The sequence below is a fragment of the Vibrio sp. 2092 genome (assembly GCF_033339635.1).
Lineage (GTDB): Bacteria > Pseudomonadota > Gammaproteobacteria > Enterobacterales > Vibrionaceae > Vibrio > Vibrio alginolyticus.
On the sequence record NZ_JAWOUY010000019.1, the window covers coordinates 1 to 17,996 of the forward strand.

Genomic DNA, 17,996 nt, shown 5'->3' on the forward strand with positions numbered 1-17,996 from the left:
TCGTTTCCGCTCGACTTGCATGTGTTAGGCCTGCCGCCAGCGTTCAATCTGAGCCATGATCAAACTCTTCAATTTAAAGTTTTTGATTCCCTAAATAAATAGGGAGAGGCTCAATGAATACTGACTTCAAAACTACTAATGTAATTTTAAAGCTATTATCGTTCCAACAGAACGATAATGAATTGACTGTGCCAAGTCCGAAGACTTGATTGGTCACTTCGTTTCATTGAAACCTAATTTGATACCGCTTTCCGTTAAGAAAGAAATATCTAATTGGATTATCATCAACGAGTGCCCACACAGATTGATAGGTCTATATTGTTAAAGAGCTTGCTTCGTAAGCTTTGCTATCGAAGCGGAGGCGTATTCTAAGGAATTAATTTTCAGTGTCAAACACTTTTTCAAATTAATTTTTAGAAGTTTTCTTTCGCCTTCTTGCCAACCGCTTTTGCGTTTCCGCTTTGCCCTGACAACGGAGGCGCATTATAGGGAGATGATTTTTCTTAGCAACCCCTTTTCAGAAAAAAATTCAAAAAAAAGCGTCGAATGATTAAATCTCACTCAAACGCTTATTTTTAGCACTCAGTTGTTAACTTCAAGTAGCAAATAGGCAATCAATATGTGTCTATCCAAGACTCTTCAAAGCCTGTGATATCGAGACTCAGTGATTGCGCCGCTTCGATTTGCTCGATAGCCTCTAGTTCTTTATTTACACTGCTCATCGTTAATGTGTTGTTGTCTAGCTCAAACACTTGGCGTTGCGTGGTGTAATAGAACTTAAGCGTAGTGAGCGCTTTTACATCGTCATTGCTCGCGGCTGCTTTAATGCTTTTTAGTTTACGAAAGATTTTGTTGTGCAGTTGCTTGAGTTTCCAAACGTACAGCACTTCTTCCATGTATGGTCGAGTTTTAATGTGATTCAATAAAGAGAGGGAAGTTGCAACTGCGAGAACGACACCAATCAAATTCCAATGGAAATTGCCCGTTGATTGTTCTGGTACGACTTCAGTGTTGCCAAACAAAACAATCAACAAGGTACTAAAGGCAAGAGAGGAGATGGCGAGCAACGCAACAAAACCGCCAATCACAAGGTTTACTTTCTTTTTATAAATGTCTTTATTTATCTGTTTGATTTCCATATACCGCTCCTAACAGGTTACCTCTATTTTAACCAGCGCACTCCGCACGACAATCGAAGCTTTGTAAGTAAGTTAACATTTGCTATTAAACTCGCATCCCTTCCCTGCTTGGGTATATACTTCCGCGCATTCACTCTTCCTATATAGAGGCTAAATTCATGCGCTCTTTTGTTTTACGAGCTCGCGCGGCGCCAACCACCAGCAAAGCACTGTTAGAAGGTGTTGGTAATGAAGCGCATACAGAGATTCTTGCTCATACCATGATGAACACTATGTTCGTTGCTCAATCACACCGTGAAGATGTGGTTGTTCACTTGGTTTTGGAAAGCACAAAAGACTTCTCACGCACCATTACTATTCGCTCCAACGACATCACCAACATTGGCGGCTTCCATGAGTCAACCTTGATTGCAGCAGTGGCTCGCGCTTTGGATGCTTCGGTTGGTATGGGTAAAGAGCAACTTCGTGAAGTCGAACCTGGTATTACCGTTCGTACAGTGAGCTTTGAACGCCTAGTACAAGAGCTGGCAGAAGATCACCAACTATATATGTTGGATAAGAAAGGCGAATTTGTTCGTGATGCAGAAATTGGTGAAAATCCATGTTTCTTGCTAACTGACCATATACCGATGCCGAAAAAGTCTTTTAACAGCTTAAAGCGCCTTGGCACAGAGAAGATCAGCTTAGGTCCTAAGATGCTTTTCGCTTCTCAGTGTGTGGTATTGATCCACAATGAGTTGGACATACGCGAATTCTAGTTATTCGCGCACACGTTGCTAGGTAATGAAAGAGGACTCCATTGAGTCCTCTTTTTTGTTTCTATAGGGATGCTAAGTTTACTTACCACCAATGCTCAAACGAGCAAAACGAACGTCTGGCGAGAAGAAAGTTCGGCTATCGTTAATTAACTGAGTATCACCCACTGCCTCAACTTCTTGCAGCATCTTGTAGAAGTTACCCGCTACCGTGATCCCACGAACTGGTTGAACGCGCTCTCCATCACAGCACAAGAAGCCACTCGCACCAAATGAGAAATCACCACTCACTGCATCCGCACCAGAATGGACACCTTGAAGCTCGACTAACTCTAGGTACTCACCCGCTTTTACTTCTGACGCACTGCTGTTGCCTGTCGCAATCACTTTGTGATTCGCTGATACGTCTAGGCTCGATTTTGCACCGCGAGCGGCACTTGCTGTCGAGACTGCGCCCAAGTAACTTGCGGTCTGGCTGTTGTGTAGCAAGGTTTTCAACTCACCATTAGCAATCATGACATTATCTTGAGTAGCGAAGCCTTCACTATCAAAACTCGCGATTGCCATACCATTTGGCATGTAAGCCGTATCAGTAAAGGTAATTAAATCACTCGCAACACGTTGACCAAGCTTGTCACCCAGTGGCGTAATGCCTTTCATCGCGCTTACGCCAGAGAAAGCACTGCCGAAAGCACCGAATAAACTTGCTAGCGCATTGATGTGGAAGATAGCAGGGTAGTTACCCGTCGCAACCGGTGCGCCTTCAAGAAGATCGCGAGCAAGGTTGTAGCCACCCTCGATACAGTAAGCTGGATTCAACTCATCAAAACGGCGACCCAGTGACATTCTACCCGCCATTGACTGTTTGCCGTCTTTTTCAAACAAGGTATACGCGTAACAAGTGAACGAGCGCTCGAAGTGTTGACACAATGTGCCTTGAGTATTGGCAATGATCAGTTGTGTTTCGCCATCGCTGTAACCATTGTAAGGTGCGCTAGAGGCGTGAGGCAGAGCCACTACGCCTTGCTCAAGAGCGAGAGACAGTTCGATTTTTTCGTCAACAGAAGTTGTATCTTCTTGCGCAATCTCAGCAACATCAGTCGCGATTTGACTGTTCACGCAACTAATCGTCTGATGTTCATCTTGCTTGGAAAAGCGAGCGCTTTGCAGTGCGTTGGTCAGCATCAAATCCAAGCTTGGTTGCTCTAACGACTCAGAATAGCTTGTTGCAACACGCGCATCTTTCACAACACGAACACCCAGAACTTGGCTTGAGCTTACTTTGTACTCATCCAGCTTTCCTTGGTTCGCTTTCAAAGAAAAGCTACTGTTACGGTTTACAATGACGTCCGCTTCTGCACCTTGGCGTTTTGCTTCTGATAGGACGTAATCAACCGCATTAAGAAGTTGTTGTTCTTGGCTCATTAGTTACCGCCTCCTACCAGAATGTTATCTACTTTCAGCGTTGGCTGACCGACAGTTGTTGGTACTGAACCACTCACGGAACCACACATGCCCGGCGCAAGCGCCATGTCTTTGCCGACCATGCTGATTTCTTTCAACACTTTTGGACCCGTGCTGATCAGCGTTGCTGTTTTCAGAGGCTTGGTGATTTTGCCATTTTCAATGAGGTAGGCTTCACGAACAGCAAAGTTAAACTCCCCCGTACCCGGTTGAACAGAGCCACCGCCCATCTTCTTCGCATAGATACCACGTTCGATGCCTGCCAGCATGTCATTAAGTGAATGCTCGCCCTCTTCGATAAAGGTGTTACGCATGCGCGAGGTTGGTGCGAACTTGTAGTTTTGACGACGACCAGAACCCGTAGGCTCATAACCTGTCTTCATGCCACCCATTTTATCGACCATGAAGCTGGTTAGCTTACCGTCTTTGATCAGTTGAGTGCGCTGAGTCTTCATACCTTCATCATCAATGTGAATCGAGCCCCATTCGTTGGTCATGGTGCCATCATCGACTGCATTCACTGCGGTGTGAGCAACCATTTCGCCCATCTTGTCGTGGAAGACTGATGCTTTCTTCGCAACTGAAGTGGTTTCTAGCAAGTGACCACATGCTTCATGGAAGATAACGCCGCCAAAGCCGTTACCAATCACCACCGGCATTTCACCCGATGGACAAGCATCCGCGCCAAGTTTTACTAACGCTTGCTGCGCGATAGTTTGACCTAGCTCTTTGGCATCAAGCTGTTCACTGAATTCCCAACCAGCAAGAGCGCCAGGACCTTCCATACCAGAAGACTGCTCATTACCTTTTTGCGCGACAGTGTTACCAGCAACACGAATGTAGTGGCGAGTATCGTCAACGTGTAGACCTTCTGAGTTGAAGATAGACACTTGTTGCTCGCGCTGAAGAACGCTGCCAATAAACTGGCTGATATGCTCACTCTCAGCACGTGCGGCTTGGTCAACTTTCAATAGAAACGCGATTTTTGAATCTAGGTTAGCATCCTTACTTAGCGACATGCGGCAACCATGTTGGATTGGGTAGCGGTTCAAATTCAAAGAACCCGCTGACGCGATTTGCTCACGCTTGTCTTTTGCAGCAAGCAGCGAGGTTACGCGCTTTAGTTCGGCTTCATCTGTGCTGTTGGTGTAACCGTAAAGCACCTTATGACCGAAAAAAAGACGAATACCGATACCAAAATCGATACCCGAGTTAACCTTATCCACTTCACCAGATGCGATCTGGACAGTGTTGGTTTGGTGATGTTCAACGAATAGTTCAGCGAAATCAGCCCCCAAAAAGAGTGCATGATCGATCACTGACTTCGCTGTTACAGAATTAAGCATGAAGTCTCCTTGCTCGATGATCGTCTTAGCCTTCCTAATTAACTGTGAAAAAGTTCAACAAAGTTAAATTGGCAACACGTTAAATTTTAACAGTTTTTTAACCTTGTTTTGTGCTAATCCTTGCTTAACGAGACCACGATTATTTATTAAATATTCCAGGTTCTGCTCATTCACCAGAGCGTTGCACTAGTAAATTCCACCCAGCAAACCATTTAGGTGCTTACTTTATCACTCACCTCGCATAATTGAATACTCATTATAATTACGCTCAAAAAACGTATCCCTTCCGCAATGGTCCTGCTATCATCCGAACGAAATAGTCGGGGGGCCACACGACAAGTGTTGGCTGAGATCGAAATTCGAGACCCGTTGAACCTGATTCAGTTAGCACTGACGTAGGGAACTATGCACACTTTGCCTTTCGTCGCCCCTCTTAGGTAAGCGATAGCGATCGAAAAATCGATCTATCTGCAACGGTCAAAGTCAGTTCCTATACGTCTTGTAGTAGGAGCGACCATGACGCAGCAATCACAACCTCATTCACATCACACGCCAGCCTTGCCTACCCCTATCGTATTGACCATCGCGGGCTCAGACAGTGGTGGCGGTGCAGGTATTCAAGCCGACATCAAAGCGATGTCCGCAACCGGCAGTTTTGCTTGCTCGGTAATCACGGCGATTACTTCGCAAAATACCCAAGGCGTTTCTGCGATTTTCCCCATTCCTCTCGACCATGTAGAGAGCCAACTTGATGCAGTATTTACCGACCTCAACATCGTTGCAGTCAAAGTGGGCATGCTGGCAGATTCCAACATCATCAAAGTCGTTGCAGACAAAATTAAACAATACCAGCCAAAACACCTCGTGATTGACCCTGTGATGGTGGCCACCAGCGGCGATCTATTACTGGAACAGTCGGCAATCAGCACTTTAAAAGAAGAATTGATTCCGCTCGCAGACATCATTACCCCTAACCTACCCGAAGGCGCAGCATTGACGGGTAAGCCAATGCCTCAATCAGAATCTGAAATGAACGATATGATTACCGACCTTCGTGCGCTTGGCGCCAAAGCTATTCTGCTCAAAGGCGGTCACCTTGAAGAAAATGAAAACAGCAACGATCTGCTTATCATGCAAGACAGTGCCGAGTTAATTAGCGCCAAGCGATTTCCAACCAAAAACACTCATGGCACAGGCTGTACACTTTCTTCCGCCATTGCGTCTTATCTTGGCCAAGGCAACAATCTGCACAAAGCGGTGCACCTTGGTAAGCAGTACATCAGCCAAGCTATCGCGCACGCTGATGAACTGGATGTCGGTAAAGGTCACGGCCCTGTGAACCACTTTTTTGCGGGTCATACTTATGTTCGCTAACGCGATTGGCATTCAGCTTTCCGATGCTAGCCTGCGATACAAAGATAGCCAAACACCGACTTTAGCAGGAATGAACATGACCATTCCCGTCGGTAAATGGACGGTATTACTCGGACGAAGTGGCTGCGGGAAAACCACAATATTGCGTTACTTAGCTGGCCTACTGGATGACCAAGTTGACTGGCATGGCGAACTCATCACAACGGATGGCGCTGCACTGCATGACCGTATCGCTTACATGGCTCAGCAGGATTTATTGCTACCGTGGTTGAATGTGTTAGACAACGTCTGCCTCAGTTCTCGATTTTCTCAAGAGCAAGCACCAGAGCAAAATAGACAACGTGCACTGACTTTACTCAGCCAAGTGGGACTCGCCGATTACCCGGATGCTAAGCCAGCTCAGCTCTCTGGCGGCATGAGACAGCGTGTTGCCCTTGCTCGCACTCTGATGCAAGACAAACCTCTAGTTCTGATGGATGAGCCTTTCTCTGCACTGGACGCGGTTACTCGCCATAAGTTGCAAACCTTGTCTGCCGAATTACTGAAAGACAAGACGGTTGTTCTTATTACCCACGACCCACAAGAAGCGGTGCGATTAGCTCACCAACTCTATGTGTTGCAAGGCACACCTGCGCAAGCTCAGCACTTGGTCGTTCCAGACTCCAAGCCGCCACGAGTTCTCGATGGAGAGTGCGCAGCGCTACAACAGGCGATTTTGGATCAATTGGAGAAAGACTATGAGTGATATGACTCAGTACAACTCCGTTTCGGCACGTATTAGTAAAAAAGAACGCGTGACCCATCCGGCTCTCCGTTTGGTCATCAGCACGGCGGTGATCTTGGGATTGTGGCAGTTGGTCGTGGTGATATTCGATATGCCAAGCTTCATCTTACCTTCACCAATTGAAGTGCTGGATAGATTGGTCACTCGTTACGATGTCCTGCTCAAACATACTTGGGTTACTGCGCAAGAGATCTTACTTGGTTTGGCGCTTGGATTATCGATGGGTTTGCTGTTCGCATTGCAAATGCTGATGTTCGAGCCGCTGAAGCGTTGGTTACTGCCTATTCTGATTGCTAGCCAAGCGATCCCTGTGTTCGCCATCGCGCCAGTACTCATGCTTTGGCTGGGTTACGGCATTGCATCGAAAGTCGTCATGGCGGCGATCATCATCTTTTTCCCCGTCACCACATGTTGCTACGACGGCTTACGTAATACACCAACAGGTTACCTCGACCTTGCCAAGACCATGGGCGCGTCTAAATGGCAGTTACTTCGTCATATTCAATTGCCAGCCGCCCTACCAACTTTAGCCTCAGGCATTCGTGTTGCCGTCGTTATTGCGCCGATTGGAGCAGTGGTCGGTGAGTGGGTAGGTTCAAGTGAAGGCTTGGGTTATCTGATGCTCCAAGCTAATGCTCGCATGATCATTGATGAGATGTTTGCGGCGCTGTTTATCCTAGCCGTGCTGTCTATCTCACTCTACTTCATCACCGATAAATTATTGAAAAATGCCATCCCTTGGGAAAGCAAGTAATTACAGAAAATAACCAAAGAAAATTGGGAAAGAAAAGGAAGAACCCCGTGAATAAAAACAAACTTATGAGCGCTGCTGCTCTACTCGCTTCAGTGGTATCAACCAATGTGCTTGCAGCAGAAAAAGAGATGACACTGATGTTGGATTGGTTCGTCAACCCAAATCATGGTCCTATCGTGATTGCCAAAGAGCGTGGTTACTTCAAAGAACAAGGTTTGAAGGTCAACATTCAAGAGCCGGCAGATCCAAGCACGCCACCTAAGTTGGTCGCGGCGGGTAAAGTCGACATGGCGATTTCTTACCAACCAAGCCTAACTATCGATGTCGCGGCGGGTTTGCCACTAATCCGCTCTGCGACTTTGATTGCTACGCCACTCAACACGTTGATGGTGCTGGATAACGGTAAGAATGAAAACCTTGGCGACTTGAAAGGCAAGAAGATCGGTATTGCGATCGCAGGCAACGAAGAAGCGACAATCGGCACCATGCTAGCGCAAGAAAACGTGAAGTTTTCTGACGTACAAATCATCAACGTAGGTTGGGCGCTGTCTTCGTCTCTTGCGTCTGGCAAGGTGGATGCGATTTGGGGCGGTCTACGTAACTTCGAAACCAACCAACTGGCACTAGAAGGTTATAAAGCTAAGGCCTTCTTCCCTGAAGAACACGGCGTGCCAGCGTATGACGAGTTAGTCTTCGTAGCCAATGCAAAAAACTACGACAAAGAAGCCATCAAGGCATTCAACAAAGCACTAGAGCAAGCGACCACTTACATCGTTAACCATCCAAAAGAGTCGTGGAAAGAGTTCGTGGCTTATTCACCAGACACGCTCAACAACGAGCTTAACCAACGCGCTTGGAACGACACGCTAACTCGTTTCGCTCTTCGTCCATCCGCAGTAGATCTGAAACGCTACGATGATTATGCGCAGTTCATGTATTCACAAAACATCATCGAAACACTGCCAAAAGCGAAAGATTACGTACCGAGCTTTGACTAATTCTACTGACCTTAGGATCTAAGCCTAGGGTCTTTTGATAACGAGATACTCATAATGAAATACCAAGATTTGATCGACGCTTGCCGCCAAGATTGGCAAGAATACACTGAGCATGCTTTCGTGCAGCAATTGGCGCAAGGCACTCTGGCTCAGCCTTGTTTTCTGCATTACCTAAAGCAGGATTTTCTTTTCCTAAAGCAGTACGCACGAGCTTACGCATTAGCGATCTACAAAGCACGTACTTTGGATGACATGCGCCGTGCCCTACCAAGCGTACACGCATTGCTCGATTCTGAAATCGCCCACCACGTGACTTACTGTGAGCAATGGGGACTGACAGAATCCGACTTAGAAAACGAGCCAGAAGATTTCGGCACTGTGGCTTACACCCGTTACGTATTAGATGCTGGCATGACGGGCGATCTTGTTGATCTATACGCGGCACTAGCGCCATGCTCCATCGGTTATGCCGTAATCGGTAAGGTGCTGATTGAAGATGAAAAGACCGTAATCGAAGGCAACCCATATGCAAGTTGGATCAACCTCTACGGTGGTGAGGAATTCCAATCTGGTGTCGCAAAAGGGGCAGAACACTTTAATCAGTTGCTAGCAGAAATTGATATCAACAGCCAGCGCGGTCAAAACCTGATTCAGGTATTCAAAACCGCAACGCGTATGGAAGTAGCATTCTGGCAACAAGGTCTGAACGCTCAGCAAGATTAATCGGAGAGTCTCATGTTAATTGAACAAATCACCCAAGCATTAACCGCAGTACGCCAGCAAAAGCCGTTAGTCGTCAACATCACTAACTACGTGGTGATGAATAACACAGCAAACGCACTATTAGCGATCGGCGCTTCTCCAATCATGGCGCACTCCAAACAAGAGATGGCAGAGATGATGTCGTTCGCTGGCGCACTGGTTATCAACATCGGTACCCTAGACAGCGTTTGGACACCGCGCATGAGCTATGCCGTAGAGCAAGCCAATGCCAACGGTAAAATCGTTGTACTCGACCCTGTCGGTTGCGGAGCAAGCTCACTACGTACCGAGACATCACGTGAGATCGCACGCCTTGCCGACAAGTTGATCATTCGTGGTAACGCCTCAGAAATCATCGGTCTCGCTGGCGAACAAGCACAAAGCAAAGGCGTCGATGCGTTAGACAGCAGCGACGCAGCACTTGGCGCAGCGAACTTCTTAGTTTCAGAGTATGGTGCAAGTGTGGTGATTTCTGGCGAGACTGATTACATCATCACGAAAGAGCAAACTGTGCAGCTAAACAACGGTCACGAGATGATGCCATACGTAACCGGAATGGGCTGCACACTAACGGCACTGACGGGTGCTTTCGCTGCTGTTGGTGATCACTCCGGACTTGCTGCCGCGGCGGTACTGGGCGTTGTGGGTGAAATTGCGGCTGAGCAAGCGCGAGGGCCAGGCAGTCTGCAAATGAACCTGTTGGATGAGCTTTACCAACTGGATGAAGAAACACTGGCAAAACGCCTAAAACTCCAAGTGAGTTAAGCTTTCTCTAACAAATACCGGCCTCTCACTCCCTGTAGATGAGAGGCCCAAAGGAAACAAAATGAACGCCTATCGTTTATATTTGGTCACCGATGACCAACAAGATTTAGCCACACTAAAGCGTGTTGTGAGAAAAGCCGTGGAAGGTGGCGTGACCATGGTACAAGTCCGCGAAAAACACGGCGATGTGCGTGCGTTTATCGAACGTGCTCAAGCCGTGAAAGACATCCTTAAAGATACCAATGTGCCTTTGATCATCAATGACCGCGTTGATGTTGCACTGGCAGTTGATGCCGATGGGGTTCACCTCGGGCAATCAGACATGCCCGCAACTATCGCTCGTGAGTTGATTGGACCAAACAAAATCCTCGGCTTATCCATCGAAAATGAAGAGCAGCTTGCAGAAGCGGACTCTCTTCCGATTGATTACATCGGCTTGAGCGCAATCTTCGCGACGCCGACCAAAACCAACACAAAAAAACATTGGGGTATTGATGGTTTGAAAATGGCGTTAGAGACGACTTCACTGCCGATTGTTGCCATTGGCGGCATTAACGAAAGTAACATTCCACAGCTTAGCGCCACTGGTGTTCACGGCTTAGCTTTGGTTTCAGCGATTTGCCACGCAGAAGATCCAAAAGCCGCATCGGAATATTTATTAGGGTTGATGAGCTAACCTTGCTCACGCCTGAACAAAGCGCTTATGGATGAGCGCGTTTGCCTTTCAGTACTTTCAACAACCTCTCCTTTCACAACGAAGAGCTGCAATATCACTTTCACGCTCGAATTGACAGAGCGTTGATAAGTTTTTCACGCCAGATAACGTAAGATAAGCCCCTTATTTTCACGTGGTTGAATAACCCTCAATAAAAACAAAACGCTCTCAATGAAAACCAAAAAATATGGATTGATGATGCTCGCCTTGTTTGTTCTTGGCATCATCCCAATGTCGCTGTTTGGCTCTTATCACAATCTCACTTCACAGGTGCCTGAAAGTCTGGGTATTACTTTTACTTTGCTCACAGATTCTGCTGGTAGCAAAGGCTTTTTAATTACGTTAACACTACTACTGCTTTCTTTATTTCGCTTTAAACCAAGTCGCATTGAGTGGATGCAAAAACTCTCAATGTTAGGGTTGTTACTTGTGATTGGTTTTGCCAGCAAAACAGGCTTGAAGCTAATGACAGAAAGCCCACGTCCCTACACCGAATTGCTTGCTGCAGAACAATTAATTGAACATCCAGAAGCGTTTTATCAACTAGAAACCGCTCAGCAAGCGAATGTGATTGGGCAGATTTCTGAGAAAGTCAGCGAATGGCGCACTCGCCACTGGCAAGGTGAAAAAGACTATTCTTTCCCATCCGGCCATACGATTTTCGTTTCGATTTGTTTGGCTTTCTTTGGCGGGTTGTTCTTACAGAACAAGTGCTATATCTCTGCACTGTCATTATGGATGTGGGGAATGAGCGTCGCATATAGCCGCTTATGGTTGGGCATGCATCGCCCTGAAGATTTAATAGGCTCAGTCTTGTTTGTCGCGATTGTATTTACTTTATTCCCGACATTTCAAATTAAGAAACAGATGCCGTTTGTTTCTCTCGCTTCGCGCTAATATGAGCGATTACTAGATAAAAAAGAAGCCAGCGATTCGCTGGCTTCTTGCTTTCAAGCGCTACTTTTTTCTAGCCATTTTTTGGTGGTTCAAACGCTGTTAGTTCTAATTCTGGGCCAGTGTATTTTTCAATACGAACCAGTGCCGAGTTCGCCGCACAGCCGTTTGCAAGTCGAGAGGTCGGAATATCCAACGTTAACACGTTACAACCGCCGTTCTTACAAATGCCGGTTTTCGGATCCAAATCCGGCCAACCGCCTTCATGAATACATACTGAACCTTGCTTGATTCGGTCAGTCACTTCCGCGCCAACCAATACTTGGCCACGGTTGTTAAACGCACGAACTAGATCGCCCGTTTTAATACCACGCGCTTTCGCATCTTCAGGGTGAATCCAAATAGGTTCACGGTTTGCAATTGCGTACTCTTCGCGAATCTTCGCGTAGTTAAACTGGCTGTGTAGACGATGTGCTGCGTGCGCGGTCATTAACTGCAACTCGCCATCTTTCGCAGTACCCGTGTACTCGGTTGGTGCCATCCACGTTGGGTGTGGAGGACAGTCTTCCAACTGGTAACCTTCAATGGTTTTCGAGAAGATTTCGATCTTACCACTTGGTGTACCGAGTGGATTCATGATCGGGTCTTCACGGAAATCCGCGTAACGAACATACTGTGCGTTCTTCTCGTTCCACTTCATCTCGATCAGTTGGTTATCTTCCCAGAACTTGCTGAAGTTCGGCATTGCTACGCGAGAGCCACGGCCACCTTGTTGCGCCGCCTTGTAGAAGCCGTACAGCCATTCCATTTCAGTTTTGCCTTCGGTGTACACATCACGGCCACCCGGTGCTAGTATCTCTGCCATGTCCGCGAATACATCGAAGTCATTACGCGCTTCACCTTGCGGCTCAATCACTTGCTTCATTGGCACCAAGTGTTGGTTACTGTAGTCACCTGTCATCGTTAAGTCGTTACGCTCAAACGATGTGGTGATTGGCAGAACGATGTCCGCATGCTTCGCAGCCGCCGTCCAGTAAGGCTCTGAAATCACGATCAGTTCAGGCTTTTGCCACGCTTTAATCAAGCGGTTGGTGTCTTGGTGATGAGTAAAGTTCGCACCACCTGCCCACCAAATCATCTTGATGTCCGGGAACGTCAGTTCATGACCGTTATGATGGTAGGATTGACCTGGGTTTTCCAACGCCTCGACAATACGCGCCACAGGGAAGCTTTGCACCGCGCCAGACACCGCCCAGTCGTTACCCGCAGAAGAGCCACCACCCAGTGATGCCGAAATCGCAGGAAGCACGCCAGCATCACGAGCAGGGTTACCACCGTTTGAGTAGTGGTAAGAGAAACCAAAACCACCGCCCGGTAAACCGATCTGACCCAACATCGTTGCCAGTGTAACCAGCATCCAGTGACGCTGCTCACCGTATTGTTGGCGCTGCATGCCCCAACCCGCCATCAGCATGGTGCGGTTTTTACTGAAGATGTCAGCCAGTAGCTCAAGTTGCTTCGCAGGTACGCCACAGATTTGTGATGCCCATTCTGCTGATTTTTCTACGCCGTCTTCTTCGCCCATCAGGTACGCTTCAAACTTGTCGTAACCTGCGGTGTATTTATCGAGGAAGGCTTTATCGTGCTTACCTTGTTTCACCAAGGTGTGTGCGATACCCATCATCATTGCCACGTCGGTCATTGGGTGAGGAGCAATCCACTCCGCATTCTCGCCAAAGAACTCGATGGTTTCAGAACGAATTGGGTCAATCGCAATAACCGTCTTGCCTGATTTTTTCAATTGATGGAAGAATTCAAGACCAGCACAGTCTGTTGAGCTCCACGCGATTTTTAGAGTGTTGATTGGGTTTAAGCCCCAAAGCACAACCACATCGCTGTGCTCTAATACCACTGGGTACGTGGTTTGTTGCTCGTACACTTCGATAGAGCCCACAACGTGCGGCATGATGATCTGCGCAGCACCCGTTGAGTAGTCACCCAAGTGGCCTGAATAGCCACCCGCCATGCTCATGTAACGTTGCAGCAAGGTTTGTGCTTTGTGCAGAACGCCACTTGAACGCCAGCCGTAAGAGCCTGCAAACACAGAAGCCGGGCCATATTCTTTGCGAATTCGCATGTGCTGTTCGTGGATCAGCTTGTAAGCCTCATCCCAAGACACACGCACAAACTCATCACTACCGCGCACACCTTCTGGCGACGATGGGTTTGCCAAGTAGCCTTTACGTACCATTGGGTACTTCACACGCGCTTTAGTGTGCACTTGGTCAGGACCGGTGCTTTGTAGGCTGTTTGATACCGTTTGTGGCAATGCATTCGTGGTTGAAACCAGCTTACCGTCTTGCACTTCACACAGCATTGGGCCCATGCGGCCCGCCGTTAGAATGCCTTTGCCGCGAGCATTAGAAGAAGCAACAGACATAGGTGCAAATGAAGTGAATGCCATTGCACCAGCCGCCATACCAGTGCCTTTTAGAAATCCGCGACGGGTCATATTAGTCATAATCTTATCCTTCTATTTATCGTTAGTGACCAACCACATCTTTCGCGTGGTGCTGGAAGAACTTGGTTAGAATTTCTAGGTTCTCGGCTGAAATATCAGTTCGATCACCCATACTTTTCGCTACCGGTCCCCATGCATTCACTGTGAAGTGATTTGAAGGAATTTTCGCGTGACAAGTTGCACAGTAAACGTTGTCCAATTCTTCTGCGTATGACCATACGGGTTCAAGCGTGTCTACAACTGGAGAATCAATAGCACCTGTTAGAGAAACCGCGCGCCATTCGTTGCCGTAAACATCTGCCTCAAATTCACCAGTTTCAAGCGCTTGTTGGCCTTGCTCTGTTAGCGTTGCTACGATGGCACGTTGACCTTCTCCCATGTAAAGCACTTGCTCTGCGCCTTTCATTTGGAATGCGTTCAACTTAACAGTGCGGTTGTCGCCTTCAGAGCTGATTACTTCCAACTTCGTCGTTGGGTTAATTTTACCCATCTCACCCATTGCGATTTCAGTCACAGGGTAAACGACTTTGGCACCAGGTGATGTTTTTGTGGTGAAGCTCATCAACGTTTCAAATGCCTTGCTGTCTAGCTCTGCTTCTGGTGCAAAGTGCGCCACACCTTTATGACAATCGATACACGTTTGATCGTTTGCTTTCGCGTAAGCGTGCATCTTCGCCGCATCACGTGATTGCTCAAACTCTTCCATTGCATCGAAATCATGACACGAACGACACGTCGCTGAATCATTTTCACGGAACTGAGCCCATACCGTTTCAGCCATATCTTTACGATGTGCTTCATATTTCTCTGGCGTGTCGATCTTACCTGTCACAAATTCATGGTAGATATCTTTCGACGCGCGAATTTTGGTGATCAGGTAATCCATTGGTTCTTGAGGAATATGACAGTCAGAACATTCCGCGCGAATGCCTTTCGCATTACTGAAGTGCACTGAGCCTTGGTACTCTTTGTAAGGGGTTTCCATAGAGTGGCACGAGAGACAAAATTCAGTATCTGAGGTGTAATGCATTACTACCGCACTCCCCCCCAAAGTTAACCAGCCCACACCAATGCCGGCAGCAACCAGCAGTGCAACATATCGTTTTTTTATTGACATAATTAGCAACACTTCCAAATAAAATGTAATTATAGGTCGCAAATTACTACTTTATGGGTAGTCCTCTCTTGATCCACATCATTTCCGTGTTGCTCTGTATGCCTCAAGTATGAAATTTTGTTATTTGCATCTCAAAGATGAATATATGGCAATAATCCATTACCCAGCCAACTATTCACCACATAAATCACTTTTATGAATGCAACTATTTGATTAAACAGATAAGAGGATGAGAGACTGAATCTCCACATTGATGCAGTAAGGACACGCATGTCAGTTTATATCGAGACGCACAGAAGCCAATTAAGACCCATCAAAGCCAGTGACTGGGAACTCTTTCAACGATTACTCTCCGAACAAGAGGTTATTGCGCTCTGTTTCGATCGTCCCAGCGAAACAGAAATAAGAGAAAAATTTGCTTCGCGATTATTACCATGGACCCCAAATTGCCAGCATTGGCTTTGCCTTGTAATACTCGATAAGCAATCTGAACAACCCATCGGCATCACTGGCTTTGCTATTGAAAACGGTAAGGCAGAGGTAGGTTACTTACTTTTGCCGGAATTTCATGGCCAACAGTTTGGAACAGAAACTCTTCAAGCGCTTCTATACTGGGCAACCTCGACACATAACATCAACCACTTTTCCGCGACGGTCACTGAAGGCAATATTGCGTCAGAACGTGTCCTGATAAAATGTGGTTTCGAACTCATTGAGGTCATTCCAGACGCATACCAAATTGGTGGCAAACCCTACGCCGATAAAATCTACTCACTACATAAATAAGGACGTATTTTGAATAAAGTAGTCATCATTACCGGCGCAAGCCGAGGTATTGGAGCCGCAGCGGCGAAAAAGCTGGCCGAGCAAGGCTATCGCGTTTGCGTTAATTACCGCACTCAGCAAGAGGCCGCCGACCAAGTTGTGGCAGAAATACAAGCAAACGGTGGCAAAGCGATTGCCATCGCCGCAGACGTAGCCGATGAGAAGCAAGTGCTCTCCTTGTTTGATGAAACAGAGCGTGAATTTGGTGCAGTGACGCACTTGGTCAACAACGTTGGCATCCTATTTACTCAATCGCCTTTGTCAGAAATTAGCTTGGAACGCTTTCAGAAAGTAATGAACACCAATGTGAATAGCTGTTTTCTCTGCTGTCGAGAAGCGGCGAGGCGATTCAGTGCAGGCGGTGCAATTGTGAATGTCTCCTCTGGAGCGTCGCGCTCAGGCGCGCCATTTGAGTATGTCGATTACGCCACATCAAAAGGCGCGATGGATACCTTAACTAAAGGGCTCTCGCTAGAGTTGGCAGAGCGCAATATTCGCGTCAATGGCGTTCGACCTGGTTTCATTTACACTGATATGCATGCCGACGGCGGAGAACCAAACCGAGTAGATAGACTCAGCCCTCAAATTCCTCTTAAACGCGGTGGCACGGTAGAAGAAGTGGCAAATGCGATCGCTTGGCTATTAAGTGACGAAGCCTCTTATGTCACAGGATCATTTATCGATATTGCAGGGGGCAGATAGAATGCAAGTCCATATCCGACAAGCGATTCCCGATGATTTAGACGGAATTTTTCAGCTTAATTTTCAAATTAATTCACTGCATTTTGCGAATGCGCCAGAAGCCTTTGTTGCGCCTTCAGAAGCTGACCGCGAATTTCTTGCACAAGCACTAGAGAACAAAGAGCGACTCTTTTTGATTGCCGAACGCGAACAGCAAATTCTCGGCTTCTTAACCGCGATGATCACCCAAAACGACACCATCAGTTTTCTGATCAAAGACCCAATTTGTCGCGTGGGAACAATTGTTGTCGATGAAGCGCAAAAGCAGCAAGGAATCGGCCGCCAACTGCTCCAAGCCTGTGAGCAATGGGCGCGCGATGCCAATGCCACACAAATTCGATTGGAAGTGATGGAATTCAATCAGCCAGCACAGCGCTTTTACGATAATCAAGGTTTTAAAACTAACTCACGCATTATGCTGAAACATTTGTAACGATAACGACAATTAAGCGCTTTTCACGACTAAACCCACCTAAATCGCATTTATCAATGCAATTTACCCCCCTGATTTTAGAAAAAGACGATATGATGTGCGGATAAGGAGATTCGAACATGATTTATCTTTTCGATTGGGGGAACACCTTGATGGTAGATTTCCCTCACGCACAAGGAAAAATGTGCGATTGGGAACACGTAGAAGCAGTTCCTCAAGCCAGAGAAACACTGGCAATACTTTCCCAAAATCATCCCATCTACATTGCGACCAGTGCATCTGATTCCAACATGGAAGAGGTTCAGCGTGCATTTGTTCGCGTCGACTTAGACCAATACTTAAATGGCTATTTTTGTTTTGCCAACCTCGGCATCGCTAAAAACCAACCTGAGTTTTATCTCGCCATCGCAAAACAGTTAGGGGTTAACGTGAGTGGAATAACCATGGTTGGCGATTTACCTCACAAAGATATTTACCCTGCGATGAAAGCGGGCGTAAACACAATTTGGTTTAACCCAACGGGCGCTGATGCACCAGCCGAAGCCATTCCTAACCAAATTCGTTGTTTATCTGAGCTTATCCCCTAACCGTTACTAACCTGCACTAATC

The 17,996-nt window shown here is 47.0% G+C and carries 18 protein-coding genes, 1 rRNA gene and 1 riboswitch; of the genes, 13 read left to right on the forward strand and 6 right to left on the reverse strand.

Features of this window, described 5'->3' with window-relative positions; translation table 11 throughout:
• Together R7P80_RS23615 and R7P80_RS23620 are read right to left on the reverse strand one after the other, a co-directional pair.
• Positions 1–75 (reverse strand): 16S ribosomal RNA (locus tag R7P80_RS23615); the annotation flags it as partial.
• Between the two features lie 539 nt (positions 76–614).
• Entirely contained in the window at positions 615–1,139 is a 525-nt protein-coding gene (locus R7P80_RS23620; RefSeq protein WP_170893875.1) for a DUF3087 domain-containing protein, read from the reverse strand.
• 158 nt (positions 1,140–1,297) lie between these two features.
• On the opposite strand from R7P80_RS23620, the gene trmY reads away from it, so the two are divergent.
• Positions 1,298–1,897, forward strand: a complete 600-nt coding sequence (gene trmY, locus R7P80_RS23625; protein ID WP_017634347.1) for a tRNA (pseudouridine(54)-N(1))-methyltransferase TrmY — start codon at positions 1,298–1,300, stop codon at positions 1,895–1,897.
• Positions 1,898–1,975: 78 nt separating this feature from the next.
• Here the strand turns inward: trmY and R7P80_RS23630 are convergent, their stop codons facing one another.
• Positions 1,976–3,319 carry a TldD/PmbA family protein gene (locus R7P80_RS23630; RefSeq protein WP_054575237.1) on the reverse strand — a complete coding sequence of 448 codons (1,344 nt, stop codon included), beginning with the start codon at positions 3,317–3,319 and terminating at the stop codon, positions 1,976–1,978.
• Positions 3,319–4,704 (reverse strand): TldD/PmbA family protein, encoded by a 1,386-nt coding sequence (locus tag R7P80_RS23635; protein ID WP_054575238.1) that lies wholly within the window; start codon positions 4,702–4,704, stop codon positions 3,319–3,321. The genes R7P80_RS23630 and R7P80_RS23635 overlap by 1 nt, the downstream gene beginning before the upstream one ends.
• Positions 4,705–5,015: 311 nt before the next feature.
• A riboswitch (TPP riboswitch) is annotated at positions 5,016–5,123 on the forward strand.
• 97 nt (positions 5,124–5,220) lie between these two features.
• Here R7P80_RS23635 and thiD point away from each other — a divergent pair.
• The 8 genes from thiD (at position 5,221) to R7P80_RS23675 (ending at position 11,753) form a co-directional block, all read left to right on the forward strand.
• Complete coding sequence (gene thiD / locus R7P80_RS23640; protein ID WP_005383329.1) at positions 5,221–6,078, forward strand: bifunctional hydroxymethylpyrimidine kinase/phosphomethylpyrimidine kinase; 858 nt, start codon at positions 5,221–5,223, stop codon at positions 6,076–6,078.
• Positions 6,068–6,823, forward strand: coding sequence for an ABC transporter ATP-binding protein (locus R7P80_RS23645; protein ID WP_225491987.1), 756 nt, complete (start codon positions 6,068–6,070; stop codon positions 6,821–6,823). Before thiD ends, R7P80_RS23645 begins: the two co-directional genes overlap by 11 nt.
• The gene (locus tag R7P80_RS23650; RefSeq protein ID WP_225491988.1) at positions 6,816–7,616 is read left to right on the forward strand and encodes an ABC transporter permease; all 801 of its coding nucleotides are present in this window, start codon (positions 6,816–6,818) and stop codon (positions 7,614–7,616) included. Before R7P80_RS23645 ends, R7P80_RS23650 begins: the two co-directional genes overlap by 8 nt.
• Before the next feature lie 47 nt (positions 7,617–7,663).
• Complete coding sequence (locus R7P80_RS23655; protein WP_005374293.1) at positions 7,664–8,614, forward strand: ABC transporter substrate-binding protein; 951 nt, start codon at positions 7,664–7,666, stop codon at positions 8,612–8,614.
• Positions 8,615–8,668: 54 nt separating this feature from the next.
• Positions 8,669–9,337 (forward strand): thiaminase II, encoded by a 669-nt coding sequence (tenA, locus tag R7P80_RS23660; RefSeq protein ID WP_005374294.1) that lies wholly within the window; start codon positions 8,669–8,671, stop codon positions 9,335–9,337.
• 12 nt (positions 9,338–9,349) lie between these two features.
• Positions 9,350–10,141, forward strand: coding sequence for a hydroxyethylthiazole kinase (thiM, locus tag R7P80_RS23665; RefSeq protein WP_005374295.1), 792 nt, complete (start codon positions 9,350–9,352; stop codon positions 10,139–10,141).
• A 61-nt stretch (positions 10,142–10,202) separates the two neighbouring features.
• Positions 10,203–10,817, forward strand: coding sequence for a thiamine phosphate synthase (gene thiE / locus R7P80_RS23670; protein ID WP_225491989.1), 615 nt, complete (start codon positions 10,203–10,205; stop codon positions 10,815–10,817).
• A 210-nt stretch (positions 10,818–11,027) separates the two neighbouring features.
• Positions 11,028–11,753, forward strand: a complete 726-nt coding sequence (locus R7P80_RS23675; protein ID WP_053304008.1) for a phosphatase PAP2 family protein — start codon at positions 11,028–11,030, stop codon at positions 11,751–11,753.
• Positions 11,754–11,823: 70 nt separating this feature from the next.
• Here R7P80_RS23675 and R7P80_RS23680 read toward each other — a convergent pair whose 3' ends face one another.
• Both R7P80_RS23680 and R7P80_RS23685 read right to left on the reverse strand, forming a co-directional pair.
• Positions 11,824–14,271, reverse strand: coding sequence for a trimethylamine-N-oxide reductase 2 (locus tag R7P80_RS23680; protein WP_225491990.1), 2,448 nt, complete (start codon positions 14,269–14,271; stop codon positions 11,824–11,826).
• Positions 14,272–14,293: 22 nt separating this feature from the next.
• Positions 14,294–15,388, reverse strand: coding sequence for a NapC/NirT family cytochrome c (locus R7P80_RS23685; protein ID WP_053304006.1), 1,095 nt, complete (start codon positions 15,386–15,388; stop codon positions 14,294–14,296).
• A gap of 270 nt (positions 15,389–15,658) precedes the next feature.
• Here R7P80_RS23685 and R7P80_RS23690 point away from each other — a divergent pair, with 270 nt between their 5' ends.
• The 4 genes from R7P80_RS23690 (at position 15,659) to R7P80_RS23705 (ending at position 17,974) form a co-directional block, all read left to right on the forward strand.
• Positions 15,659–16,174 carry a GNAT family N-acetyltransferase gene (locus R7P80_RS23690; RefSeq protein ID WP_005374306.1) on the forward strand — a complete coding sequence of 172 codons (516 nt, stop codon included), beginning with the start codon at positions 15,659–15,661 and terminating at the stop codon, positions 16,172–16,174.
• A gap of 9 nt (positions 16,175–16,183) precedes the next feature.
• Positions 16,184–16,915, forward strand: a complete 732-nt coding sequence (locus R7P80_RS23695; RefSeq protein WP_017821007.1) for a glucose 1-dehydrogenase — start codon at positions 16,184–16,186, stop codon at positions 16,913–16,915.
• 1 nt (position 16,916) lies between these two features.
• Positions 16,917–17,387 carry a GNAT family N-acetyltransferase gene (locus R7P80_RS23700; protein ID WP_213870805.1) on the forward strand — a complete coding sequence of 157 codons (471 nt, stop codon included), beginning with the start codon at positions 16,917–16,919 and terminating at the stop codon, positions 17,385–17,387.
• Positions 17,388–17,506: 119 nt separating this feature from the next.
• Positions 17,507–17,974 carry an HAD family hydrolase gene (locus R7P80_RS23705; protein ID WP_005374312.1) on the forward strand — a complete coding sequence of 156 codons (468 nt, stop codon included), beginning with the start codon at positions 17,507–17,509 and terminating at the stop codon, positions 17,972–17,974.
• The last annotated feature ends 22 nt before the right edge of the window (positions 17,975–17,996 follow it).

Bases quoted from the DNA above. Each gene is read 5' to 3' on its own strand.
- R7P80_RS23675 (WP_053304008.1), top strand. From the start codon at position 11,028: ATGAAAACCAAAAAATATGGATTGATGATGCTCGCCTTGTTTGTTCTT.
- R7P80_RS23705 (WP_005374312.1), top strand. From the start codon at position 17,507: ATGATTTATCTTTTCGATTGGGGGAACACCTTGATGGTAGATTTCCCT.
- R7P80_RS23635 (WP_054575238.1), bottom strand. From the start codon at position 4,704: ATGCTTAATTCTGTAACAGCGAAGTCAGTGATCGATCATGCACTCTTT.
- thiM (WP_005374295.1), top strand. From the start codon at position 9,350: ATGTTAATTGAACAAATCACCCAAGCATTAACCGCAGTACGCCAGCAA.
- R7P80_RS23630 (WP_054575237.1), bottom strand. From the start codon at position 3,319: ATGAGCCAAGAACAACAACTTCTTAATGCGGTTGATTACGTCCTATCA.
- thiD (WP_005383329.1), top strand. From the start codon at position 5,221: ATGACGCAGCAATCACAACCTCATTCACATCACACGCCAGCCTTGCCT.
- R7P80_RS23620 (WP_170893875.1), bottom strand. From the start codon at position 1,139: ATGGAAATCAAACAGATAAATAAAGACATTTATAAAAAGAAAGTAAAC.
- R7P80_RS23685 (WP_053304006.1), bottom strand. From the start codon at position 15,388: ATGTCAATAAAAAAACGATATGTTGCACTGCTGGTTGCTGCCGGCATT.
- thiE (WP_225491989.1), top strand. From the start codon at position 10,203: ATGAACGCCTATCGTTTATATTTGGTCACCGATGACCAACAAGATTTA.
- tenA (WP_005374294.1), top strand. From the start codon at position 8,669: ATGAAATACCAAGATTTGATCGACGCTTGCCGCCAAGATTGGCAAGAA.
- R7P80_RS23680 (WP_225491990.1), bottom strand. From the start codon at position 14,271: ATGACTAATATGACCCGTCGCGGATTTCTAAAAGGCACTGGTATGGCG.
- R7P80_RS23700 (WP_213870805.1), top strand. From the start codon at position 16,917: ATGCAAGTCCATATCCGACAAGCGATTCCCGATGATTTAGACGGAATT.
- R7P80_RS23690 (WP_005374306.1), top strand. From the start codon at position 15,659: ATGTCAGTTTATATCGAGACGCACAGAAGCCAATTAAGACCCATCAAA.
- R7P80_RS23650 (WP_225491988.1), top strand. From the start codon at position 6,816: ATGAGTGATATGACTCAGTACAACTCCGTTTCGGCACGTATTAGTAAA.
- trmY (WP_017634347.1), top strand. From the start codon at position 1,298: ATGCGCTCTTTTGTTTTACGAGCTCGCGCGGCGCCAACCACCAGCAAA.
- R7P80_RS23645 (WP_225491987.1), top strand. From the start codon at position 6,068: ATGTTCGCTAACGCGATTGGCATTCAGCTTTCCGATGCTAGCCTGCGA.